Annotated in this window: 21 protein-coding genes; 1 reads left to right on the top strand and 20 read right to left on the bottom strand. The window is 59.8% G+C overall.

Annotated elements, in window-relative coordinates:
• Positions 1–5: 5 nt before the first annotated feature.
• From FHT85_RS12050 to proS, 3 genes are read right to left on the bottom strand one after another with little or no spacing between them, the layout of a single operon-like run.
• Positions 6–689 (bottom strand): ABC transporter ATP-binding protein, encoded by a 684-nt coding sequence (locus FHT85_RS12050; RefSeq protein ID WP_112337514.1) that lies wholly within the window; start codon positions 687–689, stop codon positions 6–8.
• 14 nt (positions 690–703) lie between these two features.
• Positions 704–2,014, bottom strand: a complete 1,311-nt coding sequence (locus FHT85_RS12045; RefSeq protein ID WP_112410593.1) for a lipoprotein-releasing ABC transporter permease subunit — start codon at positions 2,012–2,014, stop codon at positions 704–706.
• Between the two features lie 26 nt (positions 2,015–2,040).
• On the bottom strand, positions 2,041–3,363 hold the full coding sequence (proS, locus tag FHT85_RS12040; protein WP_112337516.1) for a proline--tRNA ligase: 1,323 nt from the start codon (positions 3,361–3,363) through the stop codon (positions 2,041–2,043).
• Here proS and FHT85_RS12035 point away from each other — a divergent pair.
• Complete coding sequence (locus tag FHT85_RS12035) at positions 3,362–3,625, top strand: hypothetical protein (RefSeq protein ID WP_146746692.1); 264 nt, start codon at positions 3,362–3,364, stop codon at positions 3,623–3,625. The genes proS and FHT85_RS12035 overlap by 2 nt on opposite strands.
• Before the next feature lie 374 nt (positions 3,626–3,999).
• On the opposite strand, the gene FHT85_RS12030 is transcribed toward FHT85_RS12035, so the two are convergent.
• The 17 genes from FHT85_RS12030 to FHT85_RS11950 all read right to left on the bottom strand — a co-directional run bounded on the left by FHT85_RS12030 (position 4,000) and on the right by FHT85_RS11950 (position 22,024).
• A complete protein-coding gene (locus FHT85_RS12030; RefSeq protein WP_112337517.1) occupies positions 4,000–4,275 on the bottom strand; it encodes a DUF1467 family protein in 276 nt (91 codons plus the stop codon).
• 148 nt (positions 4,276–4,423) lie between these two features.
• Complete coding sequence (mce, locus tag FHT85_RS12025; protein ID WP_112337518.1) at positions 4,424–4,828, bottom strand: methylmalonyl-CoA epimerase; 405 nt, start codon at positions 4,826–4,828, stop codon at positions 4,424–4,426.
• Between the two features lie 30 nt (positions 4,829–4,858).
• On the bottom strand, positions 4,859–6,532 hold the full coding sequence (locus FHT85_RS12020; protein WP_112410715.1) for a ribonuclease J: 1,674 nt from the start codon (positions 6,530–6,532) through the stop codon (positions 4,859–4,861).
• A 14-nt stretch (positions 6,533–6,546) separates the two neighbouring features.
• Positions 6,547–7,311, bottom strand: a complete 765-nt coding sequence (locus FHT85_RS12015; RefSeq protein WP_112410594.1) for a biotin--[acetyl-CoA-carboxylase] ligase — start codon at positions 7,309–7,311, stop codon at positions 6,547–6,549.
• Entirely contained in the window at positions 7,311–8,753 is a 1,443-nt protein-coding gene (gene nuoN / locus FHT85_RS12010) for an NADH-quinone oxidoreductase subunit NuoN (protein WP_112410595.1), read from the bottom strand. Before nuoN ends, FHT85_RS12015 begins: the two co-directional genes overlap by 1 nt.
• Positions 8,754–8,771: 18 nt before the next feature.
• Entirely contained in the window at positions 8,772–10,283 is a 1,512-nt protein-coding gene (locus FHT85_RS12005; protein WP_112410596.1) for an NADH-quinone oxidoreductase subunit M, read from the bottom strand.
• Positions 10,283–12,277, bottom strand: coding sequence for an NADH-quinone oxidoreductase subunit L (gene nuoL / locus FHT85_RS12000; protein ID WP_112410597.1), 1,995 nt, complete (start codon positions 12,275–12,277; stop codon positions 10,283–10,285). The genes FHT85_RS12005 and nuoL overlap by 1 nt, the downstream gene beginning before the upstream one ends.
• Before the next feature lie 7 nt (positions 12,278–12,284).
• Positions 12,285–12,593, bottom strand: a complete 309-nt coding sequence (nuoK, locus tag FHT85_RS11995) for an NADH-quinone oxidoreductase subunit NuoK (RefSeq protein ID WP_007689961.1) — start codon at positions 12,591–12,593, stop codon at positions 12,285–12,287.
• A 31-nt stretch (positions 12,594–12,624) separates the two neighbouring features.
• The gene (locus tag FHT85_RS11990) at positions 12,625–13,239 is read right to left on the bottom strand and encodes an NADH-quinone oxidoreductase subunit J (protein ID WP_015339514.1); all 615 of its coding nucleotides are present in this window, start codon (positions 13,237–13,239) and stop codon (positions 12,625–12,627) included.
• Positions 13,240–13,388: 149 nt separating this feature from the next.
• Complete coding sequence (gene nuoI / locus FHT85_RS11985; RefSeq protein WP_092710917.1) at positions 13,389–13,880, bottom strand: NADH-quinone oxidoreductase subunit NuoI; 492 nt, start codon at positions 13,878–13,880, stop codon at positions 13,389–13,391.
• Between the two features lie 40 nt (positions 13,881–13,920).
• Positions 13,921–14,964: an NADH-quinone oxidoreductase subunit NuoH gene (nuoH, locus tag FHT85_RS11980; protein ID WP_047627053.1), complete on the bottom strand. Its 1,044-nt coding sequence runs from the start codon at positions 14,962–14,964 to the stop codon at positions 13,921–13,923.
• A 12-nt stretch (positions 14,965–14,976) separates the two neighbouring features.
• Positions 14,977–17,058, bottom strand: a complete 2,082-nt coding sequence (gene nuoG / locus FHT85_RS11975) for an NADH-quinone oxidoreductase subunit NuoG (RefSeq protein WP_112410598.1) — start codon at positions 17,056–17,058, stop codon at positions 14,977–14,979.
• A 238-nt stretch (positions 17,059–17,296) separates the two neighbouring features.
• Positions 17,297–18,055 carry a 5' DNA nuclease gene (locus FHT85_RS11970; protein ID WP_112410599.1) on the bottom strand — a complete coding sequence of 253 codons (759 nt, stop codon included), beginning with the start codon at positions 18,053–18,055 and terminating at the stop codon, positions 17,297–17,299.
• Between the two features lie 9 nt (positions 18,056–18,064).
• Positions 18,065–19,369 carry an NADH-quinone oxidoreductase subunit NuoF gene (gene nuoF / locus FHT85_RS11965; RefSeq protein WP_095434513.1) on the bottom strand — a complete coding sequence of 435 codons (1,305 nt, stop codon included), beginning with the start codon at positions 19,367–19,369 and terminating at the stop codon, positions 18,065–18,067.
• Between the two features lie 10 nt (positions 19,370–19,379).
• Positions 19,380–20,501 carry an NADH-quinone oxidoreductase subunit E gene (locus tag FHT85_RS11960; protein ID WP_112410600.1) on the bottom strand — a complete coding sequence of 374 codons (1,122 nt, stop codon included), beginning with the start codon at positions 20,499–20,501 and terminating at the stop codon, positions 19,380–19,382.
• A 15-nt stretch (positions 20,502–20,516) separates the two neighbouring features.
• Positions 20,517–20,834: a hypothetical protein gene (locus FHT85_RS11955; RefSeq protein WP_112398587.1), complete on the bottom strand. Its 318-nt coding sequence runs from the start codon at positions 20,832–20,834 to the stop codon at positions 20,517–20,519.
• Complete coding sequence (locus tag FHT85_RS11950) at positions 20,834–22,024, bottom strand: NADH-quinone oxidoreductase subunit D (protein WP_112398588.1); 1,191 nt, start codon at positions 22,022–22,024, stop codon at positions 20,834–20,836. Before FHT85_RS11950 ends, FHT85_RS11955 begins: the two co-directional genes overlap by 1 nt.
• Positions 22,025–22,065 lie beyond the last annotated feature (41 nt).

Genomic DNA, 22,065 nt, shown 5'->3' with positions numbered 1-22,065 from the left:
AAGGATCAGACCTCCACAACCTTGCCTTCGCTCAAGGTAACACGGCGATCCATGCGGGCAGCGAGTTCGTGATTGTGCGTGGCGATCAGGGCCGCAAGACCGGATTGGCGCACCAGCGCCTCCAGTGCATCGAAGACGTAATGCGCCGTTGCCGGGTCGAGATTGCCGGTGGGCTCATCCGCCAGCAGCACCAGCGGGGCATTGGCGACGGCGCGGGCGATTGCGACGCGTTGCTGCTCGCCGCCGGACAATTCGGCGGGGCGATGATCACCGCGATGGCCGATACGCATGTAGTCGAGAAGCTGAGCGGCTCGCTCGCTGGCATCCTTCCGCGAAAGGCCGGAAATGAGCTGCGGCATCATGATATTCTCAAGCGCCGAGAATTCCGGAAGCAGGTGATGGAACTGATAGACGAAGCCGATCTCGCTGCGGCGCACGGCCGTACGTCTATCGTCAGACAAGTCCTCACAGGCCTGACCGTTGACGAGCACTTCGCCGCCATCCGGATGCTCAAGCAGCCCGGCCACATGCAGAAGCGTTGATTTACCCGTGCCTGACGGCGCGACGAGCGCAACAATCTCGCCGCTGTGCAGCGTGAAATCCGCCCCCTTCAAGATCGACAGCCGCGTCTCGCCCTGCCCGTAGTGACGCTCCACGCCAGAGAGCTGGAGAACGACGTTGCGTTTCATCAAATGAAATATCCTTATTCGTAGCGCAGCGCCTGCACCGGATCGAGCCGCGAGGCCCGCCAGGCCGGAAAGATGGTGGCAAGGAAGGACAGGGTGAGTGCCATCACGATGACGGAGATGGTCTCACTGAGATTCATCTGGGCCGGCAATTTGCTGAGGAAATAGACCTCCGGATTGAAAATCACGGTGCCGGAAATCCAGGAGAAGAACTGGCGGATGGATTCGATATTGAGGCAGACCAGGACGCCGAGTATGACGCCGGCGAACGTTCCAACGACGCCGATCGCCGCCCCCGTCATGAAGAAGATGCGCATGATCGCGCCCGACGTCGCCCCCATAGTGCGCAGGATGGCGATGTCGCTGCCCTTGTCCTTCACCAGCATGATCAGGCCGGAAATGATATTCAGCGCGGCGACGAGAACGATCAGCGTCAGGATCATGAACATCGTGTTGCGCTCGACCTGGAGGGCTGAGAAGAAAGTGGCGTTGACCTGCCGCCAGTCCGTCAGGAAAATCTGTCGCCCCGCCGCCTCTTCGATCTTCGGCCGCAATTGATCGACGTCATCCGGATTGGTGACGAAGAGCTCGATCTTCTCGACAATGCCCTCGGCATTGAAAAAGACCTGTGCCTCCTCCAGCGGCATGAAGACGACGGAAGAATCATATTCCGACATGCCGACTTCGAAGATACCGGAGATCATGTATGCCTTGACGCGCGGGTTGACGCCGAAGGGCGTGACGTCGCCATCCGGTGCCGTAAGGGTGATCTGATCGCCGACCGTCAATCCCAGTTGCCGGGCCAACCGGCTGCCGACAAGAACGCCCTGTCCGGAAGCAAAGCCGACAATGTCACCGGAAACGATGTGATCGGAGACCGATTTGAGCTTGGTCAAATCTTCCGAACGGATGCCGCGAACCAGCGCGCCAGTGCCGGAACCGCCGCGGCCGGAGGCGAGTGTTTCGCCCTCGACGAGCGGCAGGGCCATGGTGACGCCGGGAACGGCAGAAAACTTCTTTGCCAGATCAGCATAATCGTTCAATGGCGAATCAATCGGCTGCACGACGACATGACCGTTGAAGCCGAGAATCTGCTTGAAGAGCTCGGCGCGGAAACCGTTCATCACGGCCATGACGATAATCAGGGCAGCGACACCGAGCATGATGCCGACCAACGAGAAGCCGGCAATTACCGAAATCGAGGCCTCCTTGCGCCGGGAGCGCAGATAGCGCCAGGCGACGAGCCGTTCGAAACCGGAGAACGGGCGAGACGATGGGCCGGCCTTGAACGAATTTTCCTGCTGTTCCACTGCCGCGCTCACCGCCATTCGCCTTTCATCCTTTGTATCGTCAATCAGCCTGCCAGCCGATTGATCGCTGCCTCGACCGTCATCGTCTCGCGAGCGCCGGTCTTACGGTCCTTCACTTCCACTTCGCCGCTCGCGATCGAACGCGGGCCGACGATGATCTGCACGGGCACACCGATCAGATCGGCCGTGGCGAACTTCGTTCCGGCGCGCTCGTCGCGATCGTCGTACAGCACGTCCTTGCCGGCCTTCGACAGCGCGGCATAGACCGTTTCGCAAGCTTCGTCGCAGGCCTGGTCCCCGGCCTTCATGTTGATCATCACGACATCGAACGGCGCGACCGAAGCCGGCCAGATGATTCCGTTCTCATCATGCGATGCTTCGATGATGGCGGGAACAAGGCGTGTCGGGCCGATACCGTAAGATCCCATGTGGACAGCATGTTCCTTGCCGTCGGGACCCTGCACCTTCGCACCCATCGGCTCGGAATATTTCGTGCCGAAATAGAAGATGTGACCAACCTCGATGCCACGCGCAGACAGGCGATCCCCTTCGGGAATAGCGTTGAAGGCGGCTTCGTCATGCATTTCCGAGGTTGCGGCATAGACCGAGGTCCACTTGTCGAAAATCCCCTTCAGGCCGGCGGCATCATCGAAATCCGTGTCTTCGCCCGGAATGTCGAAATTGACGAAATCCTTATGGCAGAAAACTTCGGACTCGCCGGTATCGGCAAGAATGATGAATTCGTGACTGAGATTGCCGCCGATAGGACCGGTATCCGCGCGCATCGGGATTGCTCTCAGGCCGAGCCGATTGAAGGTGCGCAGATAAGCGGCGAACATCTTGTTATAAGATTGCACGGCGCCTTCCTGCGTCAGATCGAAGGAATAGGCATCCTTCATCATGAATTCGCGCGAGCGCATCGTGCCGAAACGCGGACGGATTTCGTCGCGGAACTTCAGCTGGATGTGATAGAGATTCAGCGGCAAGTCCTTGTAGGACTTGATGTAAGACCGAAAGATGTCGGTGACCATCTCCTCGTTGGTCGGACCATAAAGCATGGGCCGATCCTGCCGGTCCTTGATGCGCAGCATCTCCTTGCCGTAAGCGTCATAACGGCCACTTTCCTGCCAAAGCTCGGCCGACTGCAGCGTCGGCATCAACAGCTCGATGGCGCCGGAACGGTTCTGTTCCTCGCGGATGATCTTATTGACCTTGTCCAGTACGCGCTTGCCCAGCGGTAGCCAGGAATAGATGCCCTGCGACTGCTGCCGGATCATGCCGGTGCGCAGCATAAGCCGATGGGAAACGATTTCAGCCTCCTTGGGATTTTCCTTCAGGATGGGCATGAAGTAACGAGACAGACGCATGACGCTTGTTCCAGATGGTTTGACGTTCCGCTCGCGGCGGAATCGTTGGCAAATTATGTACTGGAGGCAGTTCATAACTGCTTCGGCGAAGGAAGGAAACCCGCATTCTTCAACAGAAGATTTTGGTAAAAGCCCGGAAATGCAAGGGAAAGCGCCTATTTCGGCTGGTTCGAAAAAGCACACATTTATAAGGATTTACGGCAAAAATCCGCTAACAGAAAAATTCTGCGCGACTGTAGCAAAAAAGCAAAAAAAAGGATGACAAAGCTCAATGTTTGAGCTAATTTCAGCTCACAAAAGAGGCAGGAAGGCTAAATTCTTGTCGTTTCGCGGTCAAGTCTTGGGAGGATCAGATCTTAGGCGCGCTCGCTCGCTGCCCCGGTAACGGATAAGGATCACGCGATACTTTAAAACAAGGCTTATGGCCTTGTTTTTTTTTGCTTTCTCAGCTCGATCTACTACAGATCAGTCCAATTGCGAAAAGTATCTTCAGCCTTTCGGCAGAACAACTCAAATGTCGTCCTGGATTTGATGCGCCATGCACATGACAGACGTGTGACGAATTGATGGCGATTGCGAGGCGCAAGCAAAGAGACGGCTCAAATGATTGATCCGTGTTCTACTGCGCCCTTTCCATCAATTGTAGTTCGGCACGAACCTTGGAATGGAATCTATGCTCAGCCCGAAATAATGCGATGCAACATACCAAGTGGCGTACAGGAGAGCCGACACCAGCGTCGTGATGAGAACCACTCGCCAAGCGCGGAATTTCGTCGGTGCACTTTCGACCGTACCTAGAATCACATGCTCGTCTTCGGCCTGGGTGCGCAGACCGAACGGCAGGACGGCAAAAAGCGTAATCCACCAGATGACGAAATAAACGGCGAAACTGGCGATGATCTGCTGTGCCATTATGCTCCCTTCGAGACGAGCCCGCTCGTCTCCTCCTCTTCCAAACTGCTTATAGGGGCAAAACAGTTGTCTTTCAAAGCGCAGATCAGCGCACTTAAAGCGGTTTCAGATTCTGGGCCAGTTCCGGCAAAAATCATCCCGCTCCGTGTCATACCTGCTCAAGCTCGATAAGCGTTCCGAAGAAATCCTTCGGATGCAGGAAGAGCACGGGCTTGCCATGCGCGCCGATCTTCGGCTCGCCATTGCCGAGCACGCGTGCTCCCGACGCAACAAGTTTATCGCGAGCCGCGAGGATGTCTGCGACCTCATAACAAATGTGGTGCATGCCGCCATCCGGGTTCTTGGCCAGGAAGGCAGCGATGGGCGAGGCTTCGCCCAGCGGCTCCAGCAGTTCGACCTTGGTATTCGGCAGCTCTACGAAAACGACGGTAACGCCGTGTTCCGGTAGTGTCTGCGGCTGAGATACTGTAGCACCGAGCGTTTCACGATAGGCCTTAGAAGCCGCCGCAATATCCGGCACGGCTATCGCGATATGATTGATCCGTCCCAGCACGGTACTCTCCTCCCCGATCGGCCGTTGAACTCAGCCGCCGGTTCGCGTCACGAACACGGTCACCATCGGCTTCTTGCCCCAGCCCTGATTGGCGGCGGCGCGCACCGCGCGGCGTACCGCCTCCTGCAGCATATTCAGATCCTTGCGGCGAGCGCGCGGAATGCTTTCGACGGCGCTGACGATGGCGTCGAAGAGCGTGTCCTCCATCTCCTCACCTTCATCATCATAGGCCGGCAGGCCGATCGGCACGAGGTCGGGGTCGCCGACGATGTCGTAACGGGCATCGAGCACGACATTGACGGCGACATGGCCGACATAGGAAAGCTTCTTGCGCTCGCCGATGCCCATCTCGTCGAAATCGCCGATCAGAATACCGTCCTTGAAGATGCGCCCATGCGGGGCCTCGCCGATCACCTCGACCGGACCGGGCGCAAGGCGCACGACATCGCCGTTGCGCACGCGCGGCACGGTGGCAATGCCGCTTTGTTCGGCCAATTCCTTATGGGCGGTCAGATGCGTCGCCTCGCCATGCACGGGGATGACGACCTTCGGGCGCGTCCATTCATACATCTTCTGCAATTCGTTGCGCCGGGGATGGCCGGAGACGTGCACGAGCGCCTCAGCATCCGTCACCACATGAACGCCCTGTTCGATCAGACCGTTCTTGATGTCCTGAATGGCCTTCTCATTGCCGGGAATGGCTCGCGAGGAAAAGACGACGATATCGCCAGCCGCCAATGCGACGTTGCGCATCTCGTCCCGGGAGAGCTTGGCAAGCGCTGCGCGCGGCTCACCTTGGCTGCCGGTCAGGATCACCACGACCTTGTCGCGCGGGATATAGCCATATTCGTCTTCAGCGATGAAAGGCTTGATGCCTTCCATCAGGCCGATGTCGCGGGCGACATCGACGACACGTTTCAGCGAGCTGCCAAGCAGCAGTATTTCGCGGCCGGCAGCTTCGGCAGCTTCAGCAATGGTTCGGATGCGGCCGACATTCGACGAGAACGTCGTGATCGCCACCCTGCCCTCAGCATCCTCGATGATCTTGCGCAGGCTTTCCGAGACGTCCTTTTCCGAAGGCGAAACGCCGTCGCGCAACGCGTTGGTGGAATCGCACATCAGCGCCAGCACACCCTCTTCGCCGAGCTGGCGGAAGCGGGCCTCGTCGGTCAGCGGCCCAAGCGACGGCTCGTGATCGATCTTCCAGTCACCGGTATGGACGACATTGCCGACCGGCGTGCGGATCATCAACGACATCGGCTCGGGGATCGAGTGGTTGACGGCCACGCCTTCGATCTCGAACGGGCCGACATTGATGCGGTCGCCGGCCTTGAACAGCGTCACCGGGATCTCGCCCATCGATTTCTCGTAATCGCGCTTTGCTTCGAGAAGACCGGCAGTAAAAGCCGAGGCGTAGATCGGAACGTTCAGCCCGGGCCAAAGATCATTAAGCGCGCCGTAGTGATCCTCGTGCGCGTGGGTGATGATGATGCCCTTGAGGTTCTTGCGTTCCTTGGCGAGGAAACGGATATCCGGCAAGACGAGATCGACACCCGGCAGATCCGGCCCCGGGAAGGTGACGCCGCAATCGACCATGATCCACTGGCGCTGCTCCGCCGGACCGTAGCCGTAGAGCGCGAGATTCATGCCGATTTCGCCGACGCCGCCGAGTGGCAGAAACACCAGTTCGTCTTGCTTCGCCATCTGATCCCCAACCATTATCTAAAGAAAACGTCGCCCGCCGCGATCGGCATAATCCTGCCGTCCTCGGTTTCGAGCATCAACAAGCCATTATCATCGATTCCCGAGAAATGGCCCAAAATCGAGCGATCCGGCAAGTTTACCGTGATCTTTTCCCCGATGCCGCACGCAAATTCACGCCAGCGCGCGGTGATCTCGCGAACGCCCTTGCCGCGGCTCCAGACGTCGAGCGCCTCCGACATCGCGGCATAAAGATGGGCAAATAACTCCTCCGGCGACACCATGGAACCCTGCTGCCTCAGGCATGTGACCGGATACATCGGATTGTCAGGCATCACGGCAATGTTGATGCCGATGCCGATGACGAGCGCATACCGGCCGTCCGGCAGCGCTTCGCCCTCGATCAAGATGCCGCAGGTCTTCTTGCGGCCGATCAGGATATCGTTCGGCCATTTGATCTCGACCGGCTCGGCGGCGAGCGGCAGCACGCCGCGTACCGCCTGATGCACGGCGAGCGCCACCGCAAGCGGCAGAGAGCCAAGGCGGTCCATGGGAGCGGGATCGATCAGAAGAAGAGATGCGTAGAGATTGCCGGCTTCCGACACCCAGGGACGACCCCGTCGGCCGCGTCCCCCCGTCTGGCGCTCAGCGGTCACCCAAAGGTTTCCGGGGTCGCCTGCGCGCGCCCGCTCGAGGCAGACGCTGTTTGTGGACGAGGTTTCCTGAAGAGCATCATGCCGGAAGTCGGCGAGCGACTTCCGGCTATTCATGTCAGACGCCATCAAAACAGCGTCGCAGCGGCCAGATCGGCAGCACCGCCGATTGCGCCGCCGAAGAAGACATAGGCGATGACGAACAGACCGGAGAGACCGAAGACGAGGCGCAGCGAACCAGCCGTGCGTGCGAATTCATCCTTGGCTTCATCGAACCACATCACCTTGATGACGCGCAGATAGTAGTAAGCGCCGACGACCGAAGCCAGAACGCCGATGATGGCGAGCGCATAGAGATGCGCCTGGATGGCGGCAACGAAGACGAAATACTTTCCGAAGAAGCCTGCGAGCGGCGGAATGCCGGCCAGCGAGAACATCAGCGCCGTCAGAACGACCGCCATGAAGGGATTGGTCGTGGAAAGGCCGGCGAGGTCTTCGATGCTTTCGACCTGACGGCCATCTTTGCGGCGCATCGCCATGATGATGGCGAAGGAGCCGAGCGTCATGACCATGTAGATGACCATGTAGAGCATGACGCCGGATACGCCGGTCTTGGTGCCCGCGGCGAGGCCGACGAGCGCATAGCCCATGTGACCGATCGACGAATAGGCCATCAGTCGCTTGAAGTTGCGCTGTCCGATTGCAGCAAAGGAGCCGAGCAGCATCGAGGCGATCGAGATGAACACGATGATCTGTTGCCAGTCGGCAAGCACCGGATGGAAAGCGGTGACGACGATGCGGGTCAGGATCGCCATGGCAGCAACCTTTGGCGCGGCCGCGAAGAAAGCCGTAACCGGCGTCGGCGCACCTTCATAAACGTCCGGCGTCCACATGTGGAACGGAACGGCGGAAATCTTGAAGGCGAGGCCCGCAAGCACGAAGACCAGACCGAAGACGAGGCCGAGTGAACGGGTTTCGGCGCTGAGTGCGGTCGCGATCGCATCGAAGCTCGTGTGACCGGTGAAGCCGTAAACCAGCGACATGCCATAAAGCAGCATACCGGAGGACAGCGCACCGAGGACGAAGTACTTCAGGCCGGCTTCGGTCGACTTGAGGCTGTCGCGGTTGATGGCGGCAACGACATAAAGAGCCAGCGACTGCAGTTCCAGCGACAGGTAGAGCGAGATCAGGTCATGCGCCGAGATCATCAGCAGGATGCCGAGGGTCGCGAGCACGAGCAGAACCGGGAACTCGAAGCGGTCGAGCTGCTGCTCGCGCGCATGCCCCATGCTGAGGAACATGGCGATGATCGAGCCGACCAGCGCGACGATCTTCATGAAGCGAGAGAAGCCGTCGGCAAGGTAGGCGCCACCGTAAGCCAGGCCCTCGCCCGGAACGAAGATGATCCAGAGACCTGCCACCGCGAGGACCGCGATGGCAAGACCGGTGACCGTGGGTCCCGACCGCTCGCCCGAGAAGACGCCGATCATGAGCAGCACAAGCGCACCGACCGCGAGGATGAGCTCCGGAATGGAAAGATGCAGGCTTGCAAGAATTGTGTCAGCAGTCATGTCGAATAAGTCCCGTCATCAATTCATCGACAGCGCAACATTCTGCGCAGCGTGCAGGGCAGCGGTATAATTGTTCACCAGGAGATCCACCGAAGCCGCCGTGGCATCGAAGATCGGAGCCGGATAGACACCGAATAGGATCGTCAGCGCGATCAGCGGATAGAGGATCAGCTGTTCACGCGGCGACAGATCCAGAAGCTTCTTCAGGTTTTCCTTTTCCAGCGCGCCGAAAATGACACGGCGGTAGAGCCAGAGCGCGTAGGCGGCCGACAGGATCACACCGGTCGCGGCAAAGAGCGCAACCCAGGTATTGGCGCGGAAGACGCCGATCAGGGTCAGGAATTCGCCGATGAAGCCGGAGGTACCGGGCAGACCAACGTTCGCCATGGTGAAGACCATCATGGCGACGGCATATTTCGGCATGTTGTTGACCAGGCCGCCGTAAGCCGCGATTTCGCGGGTATGGGTGCGGTCATAGATCACGCCGACGCAGAGGAAGAGCGCGCCCGAGACGATGCCGTGCGACAGCATCTGGAAGATCGCACCCTGCACGCCCTGCTGGTTCGCCGCGAAGATACCCATCGTCACGTAGCCCATGTGGGCGACCGACGAATAAGCGATCAGCTTCTTGATGTCGTCCTGCATCATCGCGACCAGCGACGTGTAGATGATGGCGATGACCGAAAGGGCAAAAACGAGCGGCGCGAAATATTCCGAAGCGTTCGGGAACATGCCGAGCGAGAAGCGGATGAGGCCGTAGCCGCCGAGCTTCAGAAGGATGCCTGCCAGGATGACCGAGCCTGCCGTCGGCGCCTGAACGTGCGCGTCTGGAAGCCAGGTATGGACCGGCCACATCGGCATCTTCACCGCGAAGGAGGCGAAGAAGGCGAGCCATAGCCAGGTCTGCAGCTGCGGCGGGAACTTGTAAGCGAGCAGCGTCGGGATGTCGGTCGTGCCGGCCTGCCAGTACATCGCCATAATGGCGAGCAGCATCAGCACCGAGCCGAGCAGCGTGTAAAGGAAGAACTTGTAGCTGGCGTAAACGCGATCCTTGCCGCCCCAGACACCGATGATCAGGAACATCGGGATGAGGCCGGCTTCGAAGAAGACGTAGAACAGCACGATATCCAGCGACACGAACACGCCGACCATCATCGTCTCGAGGACGAGGAAGGCGATCATGTAGTCCTTCAGCCGCTTTTCAACCGAGAGCCAGCTCGCCAGCACGCAGAAGGGCATCAGGAAGGTCGACAGGATGACGAACAGCATGGAGATGCCGTCGACGCCCATGTGATAGCTGATGCCGCCCGTCAGCCACTCATGCTTTTCCACCAGCTGGAAGCCCGGATTGGCGTTGTCGAACCAGATCCAGACGAACAGCGACACGATGAAGGTGACGATGGTCGTCGCCAGAGAAATGTTCAGGACGTTCCGGCGGCCGTTGGCGCCGTTCTCCTGCGTGAACAGCAGGAGGAGGACGCCCACCAGCGGCAGGAAGGTGACCGTTGAAAGAATGGGCCAATCGGTCATCAGAGGGAACTCCCGAGCATCATCCAGGTAACGAGGGCTGCGATACCAAGCAGCATCGCGAAGGCATAGTGATAGAGGTAGCCGGTCTGCAGGCGCACGACGCGGTTGGTGACATCGACGACGCGGGCGGCAATGCCGTTCGGGCCGATGGTGTCGATGACCCCGATATCGCCCTTCTTCCAGAGGAAGCGGCCAAGCGCCTTGGCGGAGCGGACGAAGAGGAAGTCATAGAGTTCGTCGAAGTACCACTTGTTCAGCAGGAACTCATAGAGGACACGCTGCTGCTGAGCGAGGCGGCGCGGCGTTTCCGGCGACCTGATGTAGAAGTACCAGGCGGTAACGAGGCCGAGAAGCATGGCGATGAACGGGCTGAGCTCAACCCAGACAGGCGCATGTTCCATTTCCTCGAGGATCTTGTTACCCGGGAGCGTGAACAGCGCATGCTTCCAGAATTCCTCGTAGGCGTGGCCGACGAAATCGGCGTTGAAATACATGCCGGCGGCAACAGCGCCGATCGCCAGCAGGTAAAGCGGGATCAGCATGACGTTCGGCGATTCATGCACGTGGTGCATGACCTCGTGCGAAGCGCGCGGCTTGCCGAAGAAGGTCATGAAGATCAGGCGCCAGGAATAGAAGCTGGTGAACATCGCGGCGATGACCAGCAGCGTGAAGGCGAAGCTTGCAGCTGCGTTGTGCGAGGCGAAGGCCGCCAGGATGATCGCATCCTTGGAGAGGAAGCCGGCGAAACCGATATGGGTCAGCGGGATACCGACGCCGGTGATTGCCAGCGTGCCGATGACCATCATCCAGAAGGTCTTCTGGATATGTGGGCGCAGGCCACCCATGTGACGCATGTCCTGCTCGCCGTCGACGGCGTGGATGACCGAGCCGGCGCAGAGGAAGAGCAGAGCCTTGAAGAAGGCGTGGGTGAAGAGATGGAAGATCGCAGCACCGTAAGCGCCGACGCCGAGGGCGACGAACATGTAGCCGAGCTGCGAACAGGTCGAGTAAGCGATGACGCGCTTGATGTCGTTCTGCACGAGGCCGACGGTCGCGGCGAAGAAGGCCGTGATCGCACCGATGATGGTGACGAAGGTCAGTGCATCCTGCGACAATTCGAAGATCGGCGACATGCGGGCGACGAGGAAAACGCCGGCGGTGACCATGGTTGCGGCATGGATGAGTGCGGAAACCGGCGTCGGGCCTTCCATGGCGTCCGGCAGCCAGGTGTGCAGCAGGAACTGCGCCGATTTACCCATCGCGCCCATGAAGAGCAGCAGGCAGACGGCCGTCAGCGCGTGGCCGCGATCGAGGTGCATGCCCAGGAAATTGAGCACGATATCGGTCGGCTGACCGCCCTGCCCGGAAGCAAAGCTCTGGGCGTTGCCGAAGATGACGTCGAAATTGATCGAGCCGAAGAGGACGAAGACACCGGCTATGCCGAGCACGAAGCCGAAGTCGCCGACACGGTTGACGATGAAGGCCTTCATCGCGGCGGCCGAGGCGGACGGCTTCTTGAACCAGAAGCCGATCAGCAGATAGGAGGCGAGACCGACGCCTTCCCAGCCGAAGAACATCTGGGCGAGGTTGTCGGAGGTCACCAGCATCAGCATGGCGAAGGTGAAAAGCGAGAGATAGGCGAAGAAGCGCGGACGATGCGGATCGTGATGCATGTATCCGATCGAGTAGACGTGAACCAGGGTCGAGACCGAGTTCACGACGATCAGCATCACCGAGGTCAGCGTATCGACGCGCAGCGCCCAGGAAACGTCGATGCCGCCGGACTGGATCCAGCGCAGGACTTCAACCTTGATCGGGCCGTCGGTGTGGCCGAGCGCCACCGTGAAGAAGACGATCCACGAAAGGACGGCCGCGATGATCATCAGGCCGGTGGTTACATATTCCGAAGCCTTGGCGCCGATCGCGCGGCCGAAAAGGCCGGCTATGATCGCGCCAATCAGGGGAAGAAAGACGATAGCCTTATATAAGAACATAGCTTTATCAGCCCTTCATCACGTTGACGTCTTCGACCGCGATCGAGCCGCGGTTACGGTAGAAGACGACGAGAATTGCGAGACCGATCGCAGCTTCAGCGGCAGCGACGGTCAAAATGAATAGAGCGAAAACCTGGCCGACGATGTCGTTGAGGAACGACGAAAAGGCGACCATGTTGATGTTGACGGCGAGCAATATGAGCTCGACGGACATCAGGATGATGATGACGTTCTTGCGGTTCAGAAAGATACCGAAGACGCCGAGCACGAAGAGGATGGCGCTGACCGTGAGGTAATGGGAAAGTCCGATGACCATGTTCTTGTTCCTTTGATCCTCGTGCCTCGCCTCAGACGCCCTGCCCCGGCTTGACCTTGACCACCTCGACGGCGGTCGCGGGCGTGCGGGCGACCTGTTGGGAAATGTTCTGGCGCTTGATATGCGTGCGATGCTTCAGCGTCAGCACGATTGCGCCGATCATCGCGACCAGCAGCACAAGGCCGGCGATTTCGAAGAAGTAAACGTAATTGGTATAGAGCACATCGCCGAGGGCGGCGGTGTTGGTCCGCTGCGTCAGCGCCGGGATCGGCATGGCGACGGTCTTGGCGATCGTCGGCGAAATCACGCTGCCGCCGATGACGACGATGAGCTCGGCCGCAAGGATGACCCCGATCAAAGCACCGATCGGCGCATATTCCAGGATGCCGGCCCTCAACTCCGAAAAGTCGATATCGAGCATCATGACGACGAAAAGGAAGAGAACCGCCACGGCGCCGACATAAACGACCAGCAGGATCATCGCCAGGAATTCAGCCCCCATCAGCAGGAAGAGGCCGGCCGCGTTGAAGAAAACCAGGATGAGGAACAGGACCGAATGGACCGGATTCCGCGCCGAGATGACCATGAACGCCGACGCCACAGCGACAAAGGCGAAGATATAGAAAAAAAGAGCCTGCAGACCCATGTTGGTGCCTTTTTCGTCTTCCCCCGGGCAGCCGGGAGTTTCCCTGCCCGATGGAGCCAGGCCGGACGATAGGTCCGACAAAACTCCGGTCTAGATTCAACCGCGACGGCGACAATCGGTCGCCTGTCACGACATATTCAAAACTCCGCTCAGCGGTACGGCGAATCGATCGCGATATTGCGCGCGATTTCGCGTTCCCAGCGGTCGCCATTTTCCAAAAGCCGCGCCTTGTCGAAATAGAGCTCTTCGCGGGTTTCGGTGGCGAATTCGAAGTTCGGCCCTTCGACGATGGCGTCGACCGGGCATGCTTCCTGGCAGAAGCCGCAATAGATGCACTTCACCATGTCGATGTCGTAGCGCACCGTGCGGCGGGTGCCGTCGTTGCGGCGCGGCCCGGCTTCGATGGTGATGGCCTGGGCAGGACAGATGGCTTCGCAGAGCTTGCAGGCGATGCAACGCTCTTCGCCGTTCGGATAACGGCGCAGCGCATGTTCGCCGCGGAAGCGCGGGCTGACCGGCCCCTTTTCGAACGGGTAGTTGATCGTTGCCTTCTGCTTGAAGAAGTAACGCATCGACAAAAAGAATGCGCCGACAAATTCCTTGAGGAACAGCGAGCTGACGGCGTTGGAAATTCCGGCCATCTTCAACCTCCAAATCTGCTTGAAGCGAGGATCGACATCATCATGCCCATCCCGTCAGCTTCAGCACGAATGCAACGATAACAACCATGGCGAGCGACAGCGGCAGGAAAACCTTCCAGCCAAGGCGCATGAGCTGGTCATAGCGGTAGCGCGGCACGAAAGCCTTCACCATCGCGAACATGAAGAACACAAAGCACGACTTCAGCAGGAACCAGATGATGCCCGGAACCCAGTTCAGGATCCAGATATCGACCGGAGGCAGCCAGCCACCGAGGAAGAGGATCGTCGTCAGCGAGCACATCAGGACGACGGCGGCATATTCGCCGAGCATGAACATCATGTAGGGCGAAGAGCCGTATTCGACCATGAAGCCGGCAACCAGTTCCGATTCCGCTTCTGGAAGATCGAAGGGCGGACGGTTCGTTTCAGCCAGCGCCGAAATGAAGAACACGATGAACATCGGGAACAGCGACAGCCAGTGCCAGTCGAGGAACGAGGCCGGCAGGCCGAGCTTGGTGCCGAGCCCGGTCTGCTGCGACAGCACGATATCCGTCAGGTTCAGCGAACCGACGCAGAGCAGCACGGTGACAATGACGAGGCCGATCGAAACTTCGTAGGACACCATCTGCGCGGCCGAACGGAGCGCGCCGAGGAACGGATACTTCGAGTTCGAAGCCCAGCCGCCCATGATGATGCCGTAAACTTCGAGCGACGAGATCGCCAGAATGTAGAGGATGCCGACGTTGATGTCGGCGACAACCCAGTTCTGCGCGACAGGCACGACAGCCCAGGTCGACAGCGCCAATACCACCGAAACCAGCGGAGCCAGCAGGAATACGGTCTTGTTGGCGCCGGCCGGGATAATCGGCTCCTTGAACATGAACTTCAACAAGTCGGCGAAGGACTGGAACAGGCCGAAGGGGCCGACGACGTTCGGGCCACGGCGCAGCTGCACGGCTGCCCAGATCTTACGGTCGGCAAGCAGAATGTAGGCGATGAAAATCAGCAGGCAGACCAGAAGCAGCAGAGACTGGCCGATCATGATCAGCGCCGGCCAGAGATAGGTCGAAACGAATGAATCCATAGTCCTCTGCCCTTACTCTGCCGCAACGCGGAAATTGTTGCGGGCCAATGCCGAGCACTCGGCCATGACAGCCGATGCGCGCGTTATCGGGTTCGTCAAATAGAAGTCTTTGATCGGCGAAGCAAATGCCGATTTGCCCATTGCGCCGGCTTTTTTCGCAAGTGCGGCAATTTGGGCGCTATCAGCTTCGGCAATCTCGTCGATGCCGGCGAAATGCGGGAAGGCTGCATAGAGCTTGGCGCGCAATTCTCTCAGCGAATCAAAGGGAAGCTTCTTGCCGAGCACGTCGGAAAGGGCACGGATGATCGCCCAGTCCTCGCGGGCATCGCCCGGTGCGAAACCGGCGCGGTTGCCCATCTGGACACGGCCTTCGGTGTTGACCCAGGTGCCCGACTTTTCAGTGTAGGCAGCCGCCGGAAGGATGACATCGGCGTTCTGGGCACCGTTATCGCCGTGCGAGCCGATATAGACCGTGAACTTGGCGCCCTTGCGGCTGAAGTCGAGCTCATCGGCGCCCAGCAGGAAGAGGACGTCCATCGACGACAGCATGGCAGCGGCATTGACGCCCTTTGCACCCGGCACGAAGCCGAGATCAAGGCCGCCGACACGCGCAGCTGCCGTGTGCAGCACGGCAAAACCGTTCCAGTCTTCCTTGACGACGCCGACGGCGGCAGCAAGCTTGGCGGCGTTTGCCAGAACCTCGGCACCGTCTTCGCGGATCAGCGCGCCCTGGCCGATGATGATCATCGGCTTCTGAGCGTTCTTCAGCACGTCGGCGAAGCTGTGCGAGCCGCTGACGAGATCGGCCAGCGTATCCGGCCCAGCGCCGAGATAATCATAGGAGTAGCGAAGGTCGGCGGCTTCACCGATTACGCCGATCGGGAATTTGCCGCGACGCCAGCGCTTGCGGATGCGCGAGTTCATCACGGCCGCTTCGAATCGCGGATTGGCGCCGACGATCAGCAGCGCGTCAGCGGCTTCGATGCCCTGGATGCTCGGGTTGAAGATGTAACTTGCACGACCGAGCGACGGATCAAGCGCCGTCCCGTCCTGGCGACAGTCGAGATTTTCCGATCCCAGCGACTTCAGCAATTCTCCGAGCGCGTACATTTCCTCGACCGAGGCGAGATCGCCGGCGATCGCGCCGATCTTGTCGCCGCTGGTGGCGGAAACGGCCGACTTGATAGCAGCGAAAGCGTCGCTCCAGCTTGCCGGCTGCAGACGGCCGTCCTTGCGGACATAGGGCTTGTCCAGGCGCTGGGTCTTCAGGCCGTCCCAGATAAAGCGGGTCTTGTCGGAAATCCACTCTTCGTTGATCTGCTCGTTGACGCGGGGCAGCACGCGCATGACTTCGCGGCCGCGCGTATCGACGCGGATTGCCGAGCCGAGGGCGTCCATGACGTCGATCGATTCGGTCTTGTTCAGCTCCCACGGACGAGCCGTGAAGGCGAAGGGCTTGGAGGTCAGTGCGCCGACCGGGCAAAGGTCAACGACGTTACCCTGCAACTCGGAGGTCATCGCCTGCTCGAGATAGGTGGTGATTTCAGCATCTTCACCGCGGCCGATGAGACCGAGTTCGGAAATGCCGGCAACCTCGGTCGTGAAGCGAACGCAGCGCGTGCAGTGGATGCAGCGGTTCATCACGGTCTTGACGAGCGGGCCGATATATTTGTCTTCGACGGCGCGCTTGTCTTCCTGATAGCGCGAGCTGTCGATACCGAAGGCCATGGCCTGGTCCTGCAGGTCGCATTCGCCACCCTGATCGCAGATCGGGCAATCCAGCGGGTGGTTGATCAGCAGGAATTCCATCACGCCTTCGCGGGCCTTCTTGACCATCGGCGTGTTGGTGAAGACTTCCGGGAGCTCACCGTTCGGGCCGCCGCGGATATCGCGAACGCCCATGGCGCAAGACGCCTGCGGCTTCGGCGGGCCACCCTTCACCTCGACGAGGCACATGCGGCAATTGCCGGCCACCGACAGTCGTTCATGGAAGCAGAAGCGCGGGACTTCGGCACCGGCTTCCTCGCACGCCTGGATAAGCGTGTAGTGATCCGGAACTTCGATCTCTTTACCGTCAATCTTCAGTTTAGCCATCGTCCACTCAGTCCTATGTCACGTCTCCAGCCCAACCTGGCCGCAGACAATTTCATGATCGCAAACCGGATTGCCATCGGGGCGGCTCAGACGCCTGATAGCACCAGCTTGCTCACAATAAGCTTTGCTAAGCCTTGTCCCCGCAAGACCAGCTTTGCGATCGAGCCATGTGGGGCACCCACATCGTCTCCATCGCCTTCATTCACCCTCCCCGGCCGCGATCCAGCCGAGGAAAACCTTAACTCCTGCCCTTCGGCCGCAGCGCCTTCGCCTGGCCAACCCAGTCGTCGCGCCGGATGCGGCCTTCGAAACCGAGCTCGCCATCGATCCGCTCGATATCCGCATCGCTCCAGGCGGCGATATCGGCGAAGCGCTTGATGCCGCGTCCGTTCAGCACCTGCTCCAGCTTCGGACCGACGCCGGAAATTCGCTTCAGGTCGTCAGCCTTCTCGGCTGCCTTGCGGCCGCGCGCAGGAGCCGGCTTTACGGCGACGGGCGCAGCGACTTCAACCTTCGCCGTCTTCTTTGCAGGAGCCGTAACCGCCTTGGGTGAGACAACCGCGGGCTTCGGCTCGGCTTTCTTCACGGCAGCCGGCTTCTGCTTTGCAGCAACCGGTTTCGGTGCAACAGCCTTGACCGCAGCCTCCTTGACTGCAGCCTTGGGCTTTACAGGTTTGGCGTCCCCTGCCCCACCGTCCACGCCCGCCGGCTTCGCAGCGACCTCAGCCTGATGCTTTTCGTCTTCAAGGGCATCGGCCAGTCGGGTGGTTGCTTCGACAGCGCCCTGGAAGGCGCCCAAAAACGCGCCGGCCAGTTGCGAGGTAAAGCCGAAACCGATTGCTGTGACCGCAGCAATAGCTGCGGCAGGATGGGCCATCAGCGGATGGATCGGCATGATCGGCGTGTTCCCAAATATATCGGCAGCAGCGCGGCCAAGATCGGCCGATGCATTACCGGCCGCTCCGCTCTCCTGCCTGATATCGTTGGTCTTCGCCATCTTCGATCCTTACTCGGCTGCTTCCAGAACAGCGCCGTGGCTCGTCGCATTGGCAGTGTACTGGTCGATGCGCTTTTCGATCTCGGGACGGAAATTGCGGATCAGGCCTTGAACCGGCCATGCTGCTGCGTCACCGAGCGCACAGATGGTATGACCTTCGATCTGCTTCGTCACCTGGAACAGCATGTCGATCTCGCGCTTCTGGGCGTTGCCACGAGCCATACGCTCAAGAACGCGCCACATCCAGCCCGTGCCTTCGCGGCACGGCGTGCACTGGCCGCAGCTCTCATGCTTGAAGAAGGCCGAGATGCGGGCAATCGCCTTGATGATGTCGGTCGACTTGTCCATGACGATCGCCGCAGCCGTGCCGAAGGACGACTTGACCTCGCGCAGGCCGTCGAAATCCATCGGGCAGTCGATGATGTCAGCAGCCGGAACGACCGGGCACGATGCGCCGCCGGGAATGACGGCCAGCAGGTTATCCCAGCCGCCGCGAATGCCGCCGCCATGCTTTTCGACCAGCTCCCGGAAGGTGATGCCCATCGTCTCCTCGACCGTGCAGGGCCGATTGACGTGACCGGAGAGCATAAACAGCTTCGTGCCGACATTGTTCGGACGGCCGAAGGAGGAGAACCAGCCGGCGCCGCGGCGCAGGATCGTCGGGGCAACGGCGATCGACTCGACATTGTTGACCGTCGTCGGGCAGCCGTAGAGCCCCATATTGGCCGGGAATGGCGGCTTCAGGCGTGGCTGGCCCTTTTTGCCTTCCAGGCTTTCGAGCAGCGCGGTTTCCTCGCCGCAGATGTAAGCGCCGGCGCCGTGATGAACGAAAACATCAAAATCCCAGCCGAGCTTATTGTTTTTGCCAAGTAATCCGGCATCGTAGCATTCATCGATCGCAGCCTGCAGGGCTTCGCGCTCGCGCATGTACTCGCCGCGGACATAGATATAAGCGGTATTCGCGCCCATGGCGAAACCAGCGATGACGCAGCCTTCGATCAGCGTATGCGGATCGTGGCGCATGATGTCGCGGTCCTTGCAGGTGCCGGGTTCCGACTCGTCGGCATTGACGACGAGATAATGCGGACGGCCGTCGCTTTCCTTCGGCATGAAGGACCACTTGAGGCCGGTCGGGAAGCCTGCGCCGCCGCGACCACGAAGGCCAGATGCCTTCATCTCGTTGATGATCCAGTCACGACCCTTTTCGAGGATTTGCTTCGTGCCGTCCCAATGGCCGCGCGACATCGCGCCCTTCAGGGATTTATCCTTGAGGCCGTAGATATTGGTAAAGATGCGATCCTGATCCTGTAACATGCTTCACCTCTTACCGCGGCTTCTTGCCGAAGACCTTGATATATTCCGCTTCGCCACCCTTAGCGAGTGCCTCAGCCTGCCTGACCCAGTTGTCGCGCTCGATCCGACCCTTGAAATTCAGATAGCCGTCGACCCAATGACGCTCGGCCTCATGCCAGCTGGCAATCTGCGCGAAGGTAAAGATGCCAAGCTCATGCAAGGTCCCTTCGATCTTCGGGCCAACGCCTGAAATGAGCTGCAGATTGTCCGGCTGCGCGGGTCTTTCGATACCGGCGGGACGATTCTTGTCGTCGAGCGACGGCTTTCCGGCGACAGGCTCGGCAGCCGCAGTCCCAGAAAGCGGCTGCGCTTCCGCTGCCTTGGCGTTCTTGGCTGCTTCCTTCGGCGCCGTCGCCGGCGTCTTTAGGCTCTTATTGGTTTCCGCATCCGTGCTCTTGGCACGGGCAGCTTCGGACGGCGGGATCGATACGGTATCAGCAGTAGCCTTGGCCACCTTGCTCGCCGTGCTCTTTGCCTTAGCCTCATCCGACAGGAGCGACGTTAAACCGCCTTCCGGCGCGGAGAAAACGCGATCGATCTGTGGGCCGGTCTGAATCTCATGACCCTTGCCTGCGGCGAATGCATCGATGATCTCTTCCAGGCGTGCCGGCGTCAGATCCTCATAGGTATCCTTACCGATCACCACCATCGGTGCGTTGACGCAGGCGCCCTGACATTCGACCTCTTCCCAGGAGAGCGTGCCGTCGGCATTGCGCTCGAAAGCGTGATCGTTGATCCGGCTCTTGCAGACCTTGATCAGCCCCTCGGCGCCGCGCAGCATGCACGGCGTCGTGCCGCAAACCTGAACGTGGGCGCGCGTGCCAACCGGGTGCAGCTGGAACTGCGTATAGAAGGTCGCGACTTCGAGCGCGCGGATATAGGCCATGTCGAGCATGTCGGCGATCGTTTCGATGGCCGCCTTGGTGACCCAGCCCTCCTGCTCCTGCGCACGCATCATCAGAGGGATGATCGCGGACTGCTGGCGGCCCTCCGGGTATTTCTGGATCGTCTTTTCAGCCCAGACCGAATTCTCCGCATTGAAAGCGAAGGCGGCAGGCTGGAATTGATCTTCGGCTAGTCGACGAACGGACATCTTTCACGCCTTATCTCAGTTTAAGGACCCACACCGCGTATTCGTCAGAGACGAGAATTCGCAGGCATAGGCCGACTGGTCTTTCTGCATAAACACAACGAACTTGCCGCCGTTCGGCACGGCGGCCTTGATCTGGTAGCCACGGGAGAGAAGGTCCGCAACGGTCGAATCTCCGCCCGACGTACCCTCATTTCCGCCTTTTGCAGTATTCGTGCTCGTGGCATTCGAACCCTGCATGTTGAGGGTCGGCAGGCTCGGCGTTTTGCCGGTCTGCTGTGCCGAGGCACCGCAAGCGACCAGAAGCGCCGGAACTATCGCCTGCCAGACCCGCATCAGCGATCCACCTCACCGAAGACGATATCGAGCGAACCGAGCACGGCTGCGACGTCAGCGAGCTGATGGCCGCGGCACATGAAGTCCATGGCCTGCAGATGCGCATAGCCCGGCGCACGGATCTTGCAGCGATACGGCTTGTTGGAGCCGTCCGAGACGAGATAGACGCCGAACTCGCCCTTTGGCGCTTCGACAGCTGCATAAACCTCGCCGGCCGGCACGTGATAGCCTTCGGTATAAAGCTTGAAATGGTGGATCAGCGCTTCCATGGAGCGCTTCATCTCACCGCGCTTCGGCGGAACCACCTTACCATCGAGCGACGAAACCGGTCCGGTCCTGGCATCGCCGAGCAGGCGATTGACGCACTGCTTCATGATGCGGACAGATTCGCGCATTTCGATCATGCGGATGAGGTAACGGTCGTAGCAGTCGCCGTTTTTGCCGATCGGAATATCGAATTCGAGATCGGAGTAACATTCGTAAGGCTGCGCCTTGCGCAAGTCCCAGGCAGCACCGGAGCCGCGGACCATGACGCCGGAGAAGCCCCAGGCCCAACAGTCTTCCAGCGAGACTACGCCGATATCGACGTTACGCTGCTTGAAGATGCGGTTGCCGGTCAGCAGATCATCGATATCGTCGAGCGCCTTCAGGAAGGGGTCGCACCAGTCGCCGATATCCTGCACGAGCTTTTCAGGCAGGTCCTGGTGAACGCCACCCGGACGAATGTAGGCGGCATGCATGCGCGAACCGGAGGCACGCTCGTAGAACACCATCAGCTTTTCGCGCTCTTCGAAGCCCCAGAGCGGCGGCGTCAGCGCGCCGACGTCCATAGCCTGCGTCGTGACGTTCAGAAGATGCGACAGGATACGGCCGATTTCCGAATAAAGGACACGGATCAGCTGGCCGCGGATCGGGATATCAATGCCGAGCAGCTTTTCGACGGCCAAGGCATAAGCATGCTCCTGGTTCATCGGCGCGACATAGTCGAGGCGGTCGAAATAAGGAACGGCCTGAAGATAGGTCTTCGTCTCGATCAGCTTTTCCGTGCCGCGATGCAGCAGGCCGATATGGGGATCGACGCGTTCCACAATTTCGCCGTCCAATTCGAGGACAAGACGCAAAACGCCGTGCGCAGCCGGATGCTGCGGACCGAAATTGATGTTGAAGTTGCGAACGTTATGTTCTGTCATGACGGCGATGCTCGCGTTTTCGGAATTTCAGAGAATGGCAG

This window comes from Rhizobium sp. BK312 (genome assembly GCF_014193605.1).
Taxonomy (GTDB): Bacteria; Pseudomonadota; Alphaproteobacteria; order Rhizobiales; family Rhizobiaceae; genus Rhizobium.
Note: the sequence above shows the minus strand (reverse complement) of the source record. Positions and strands in the feature narration are given on the sequence as shown.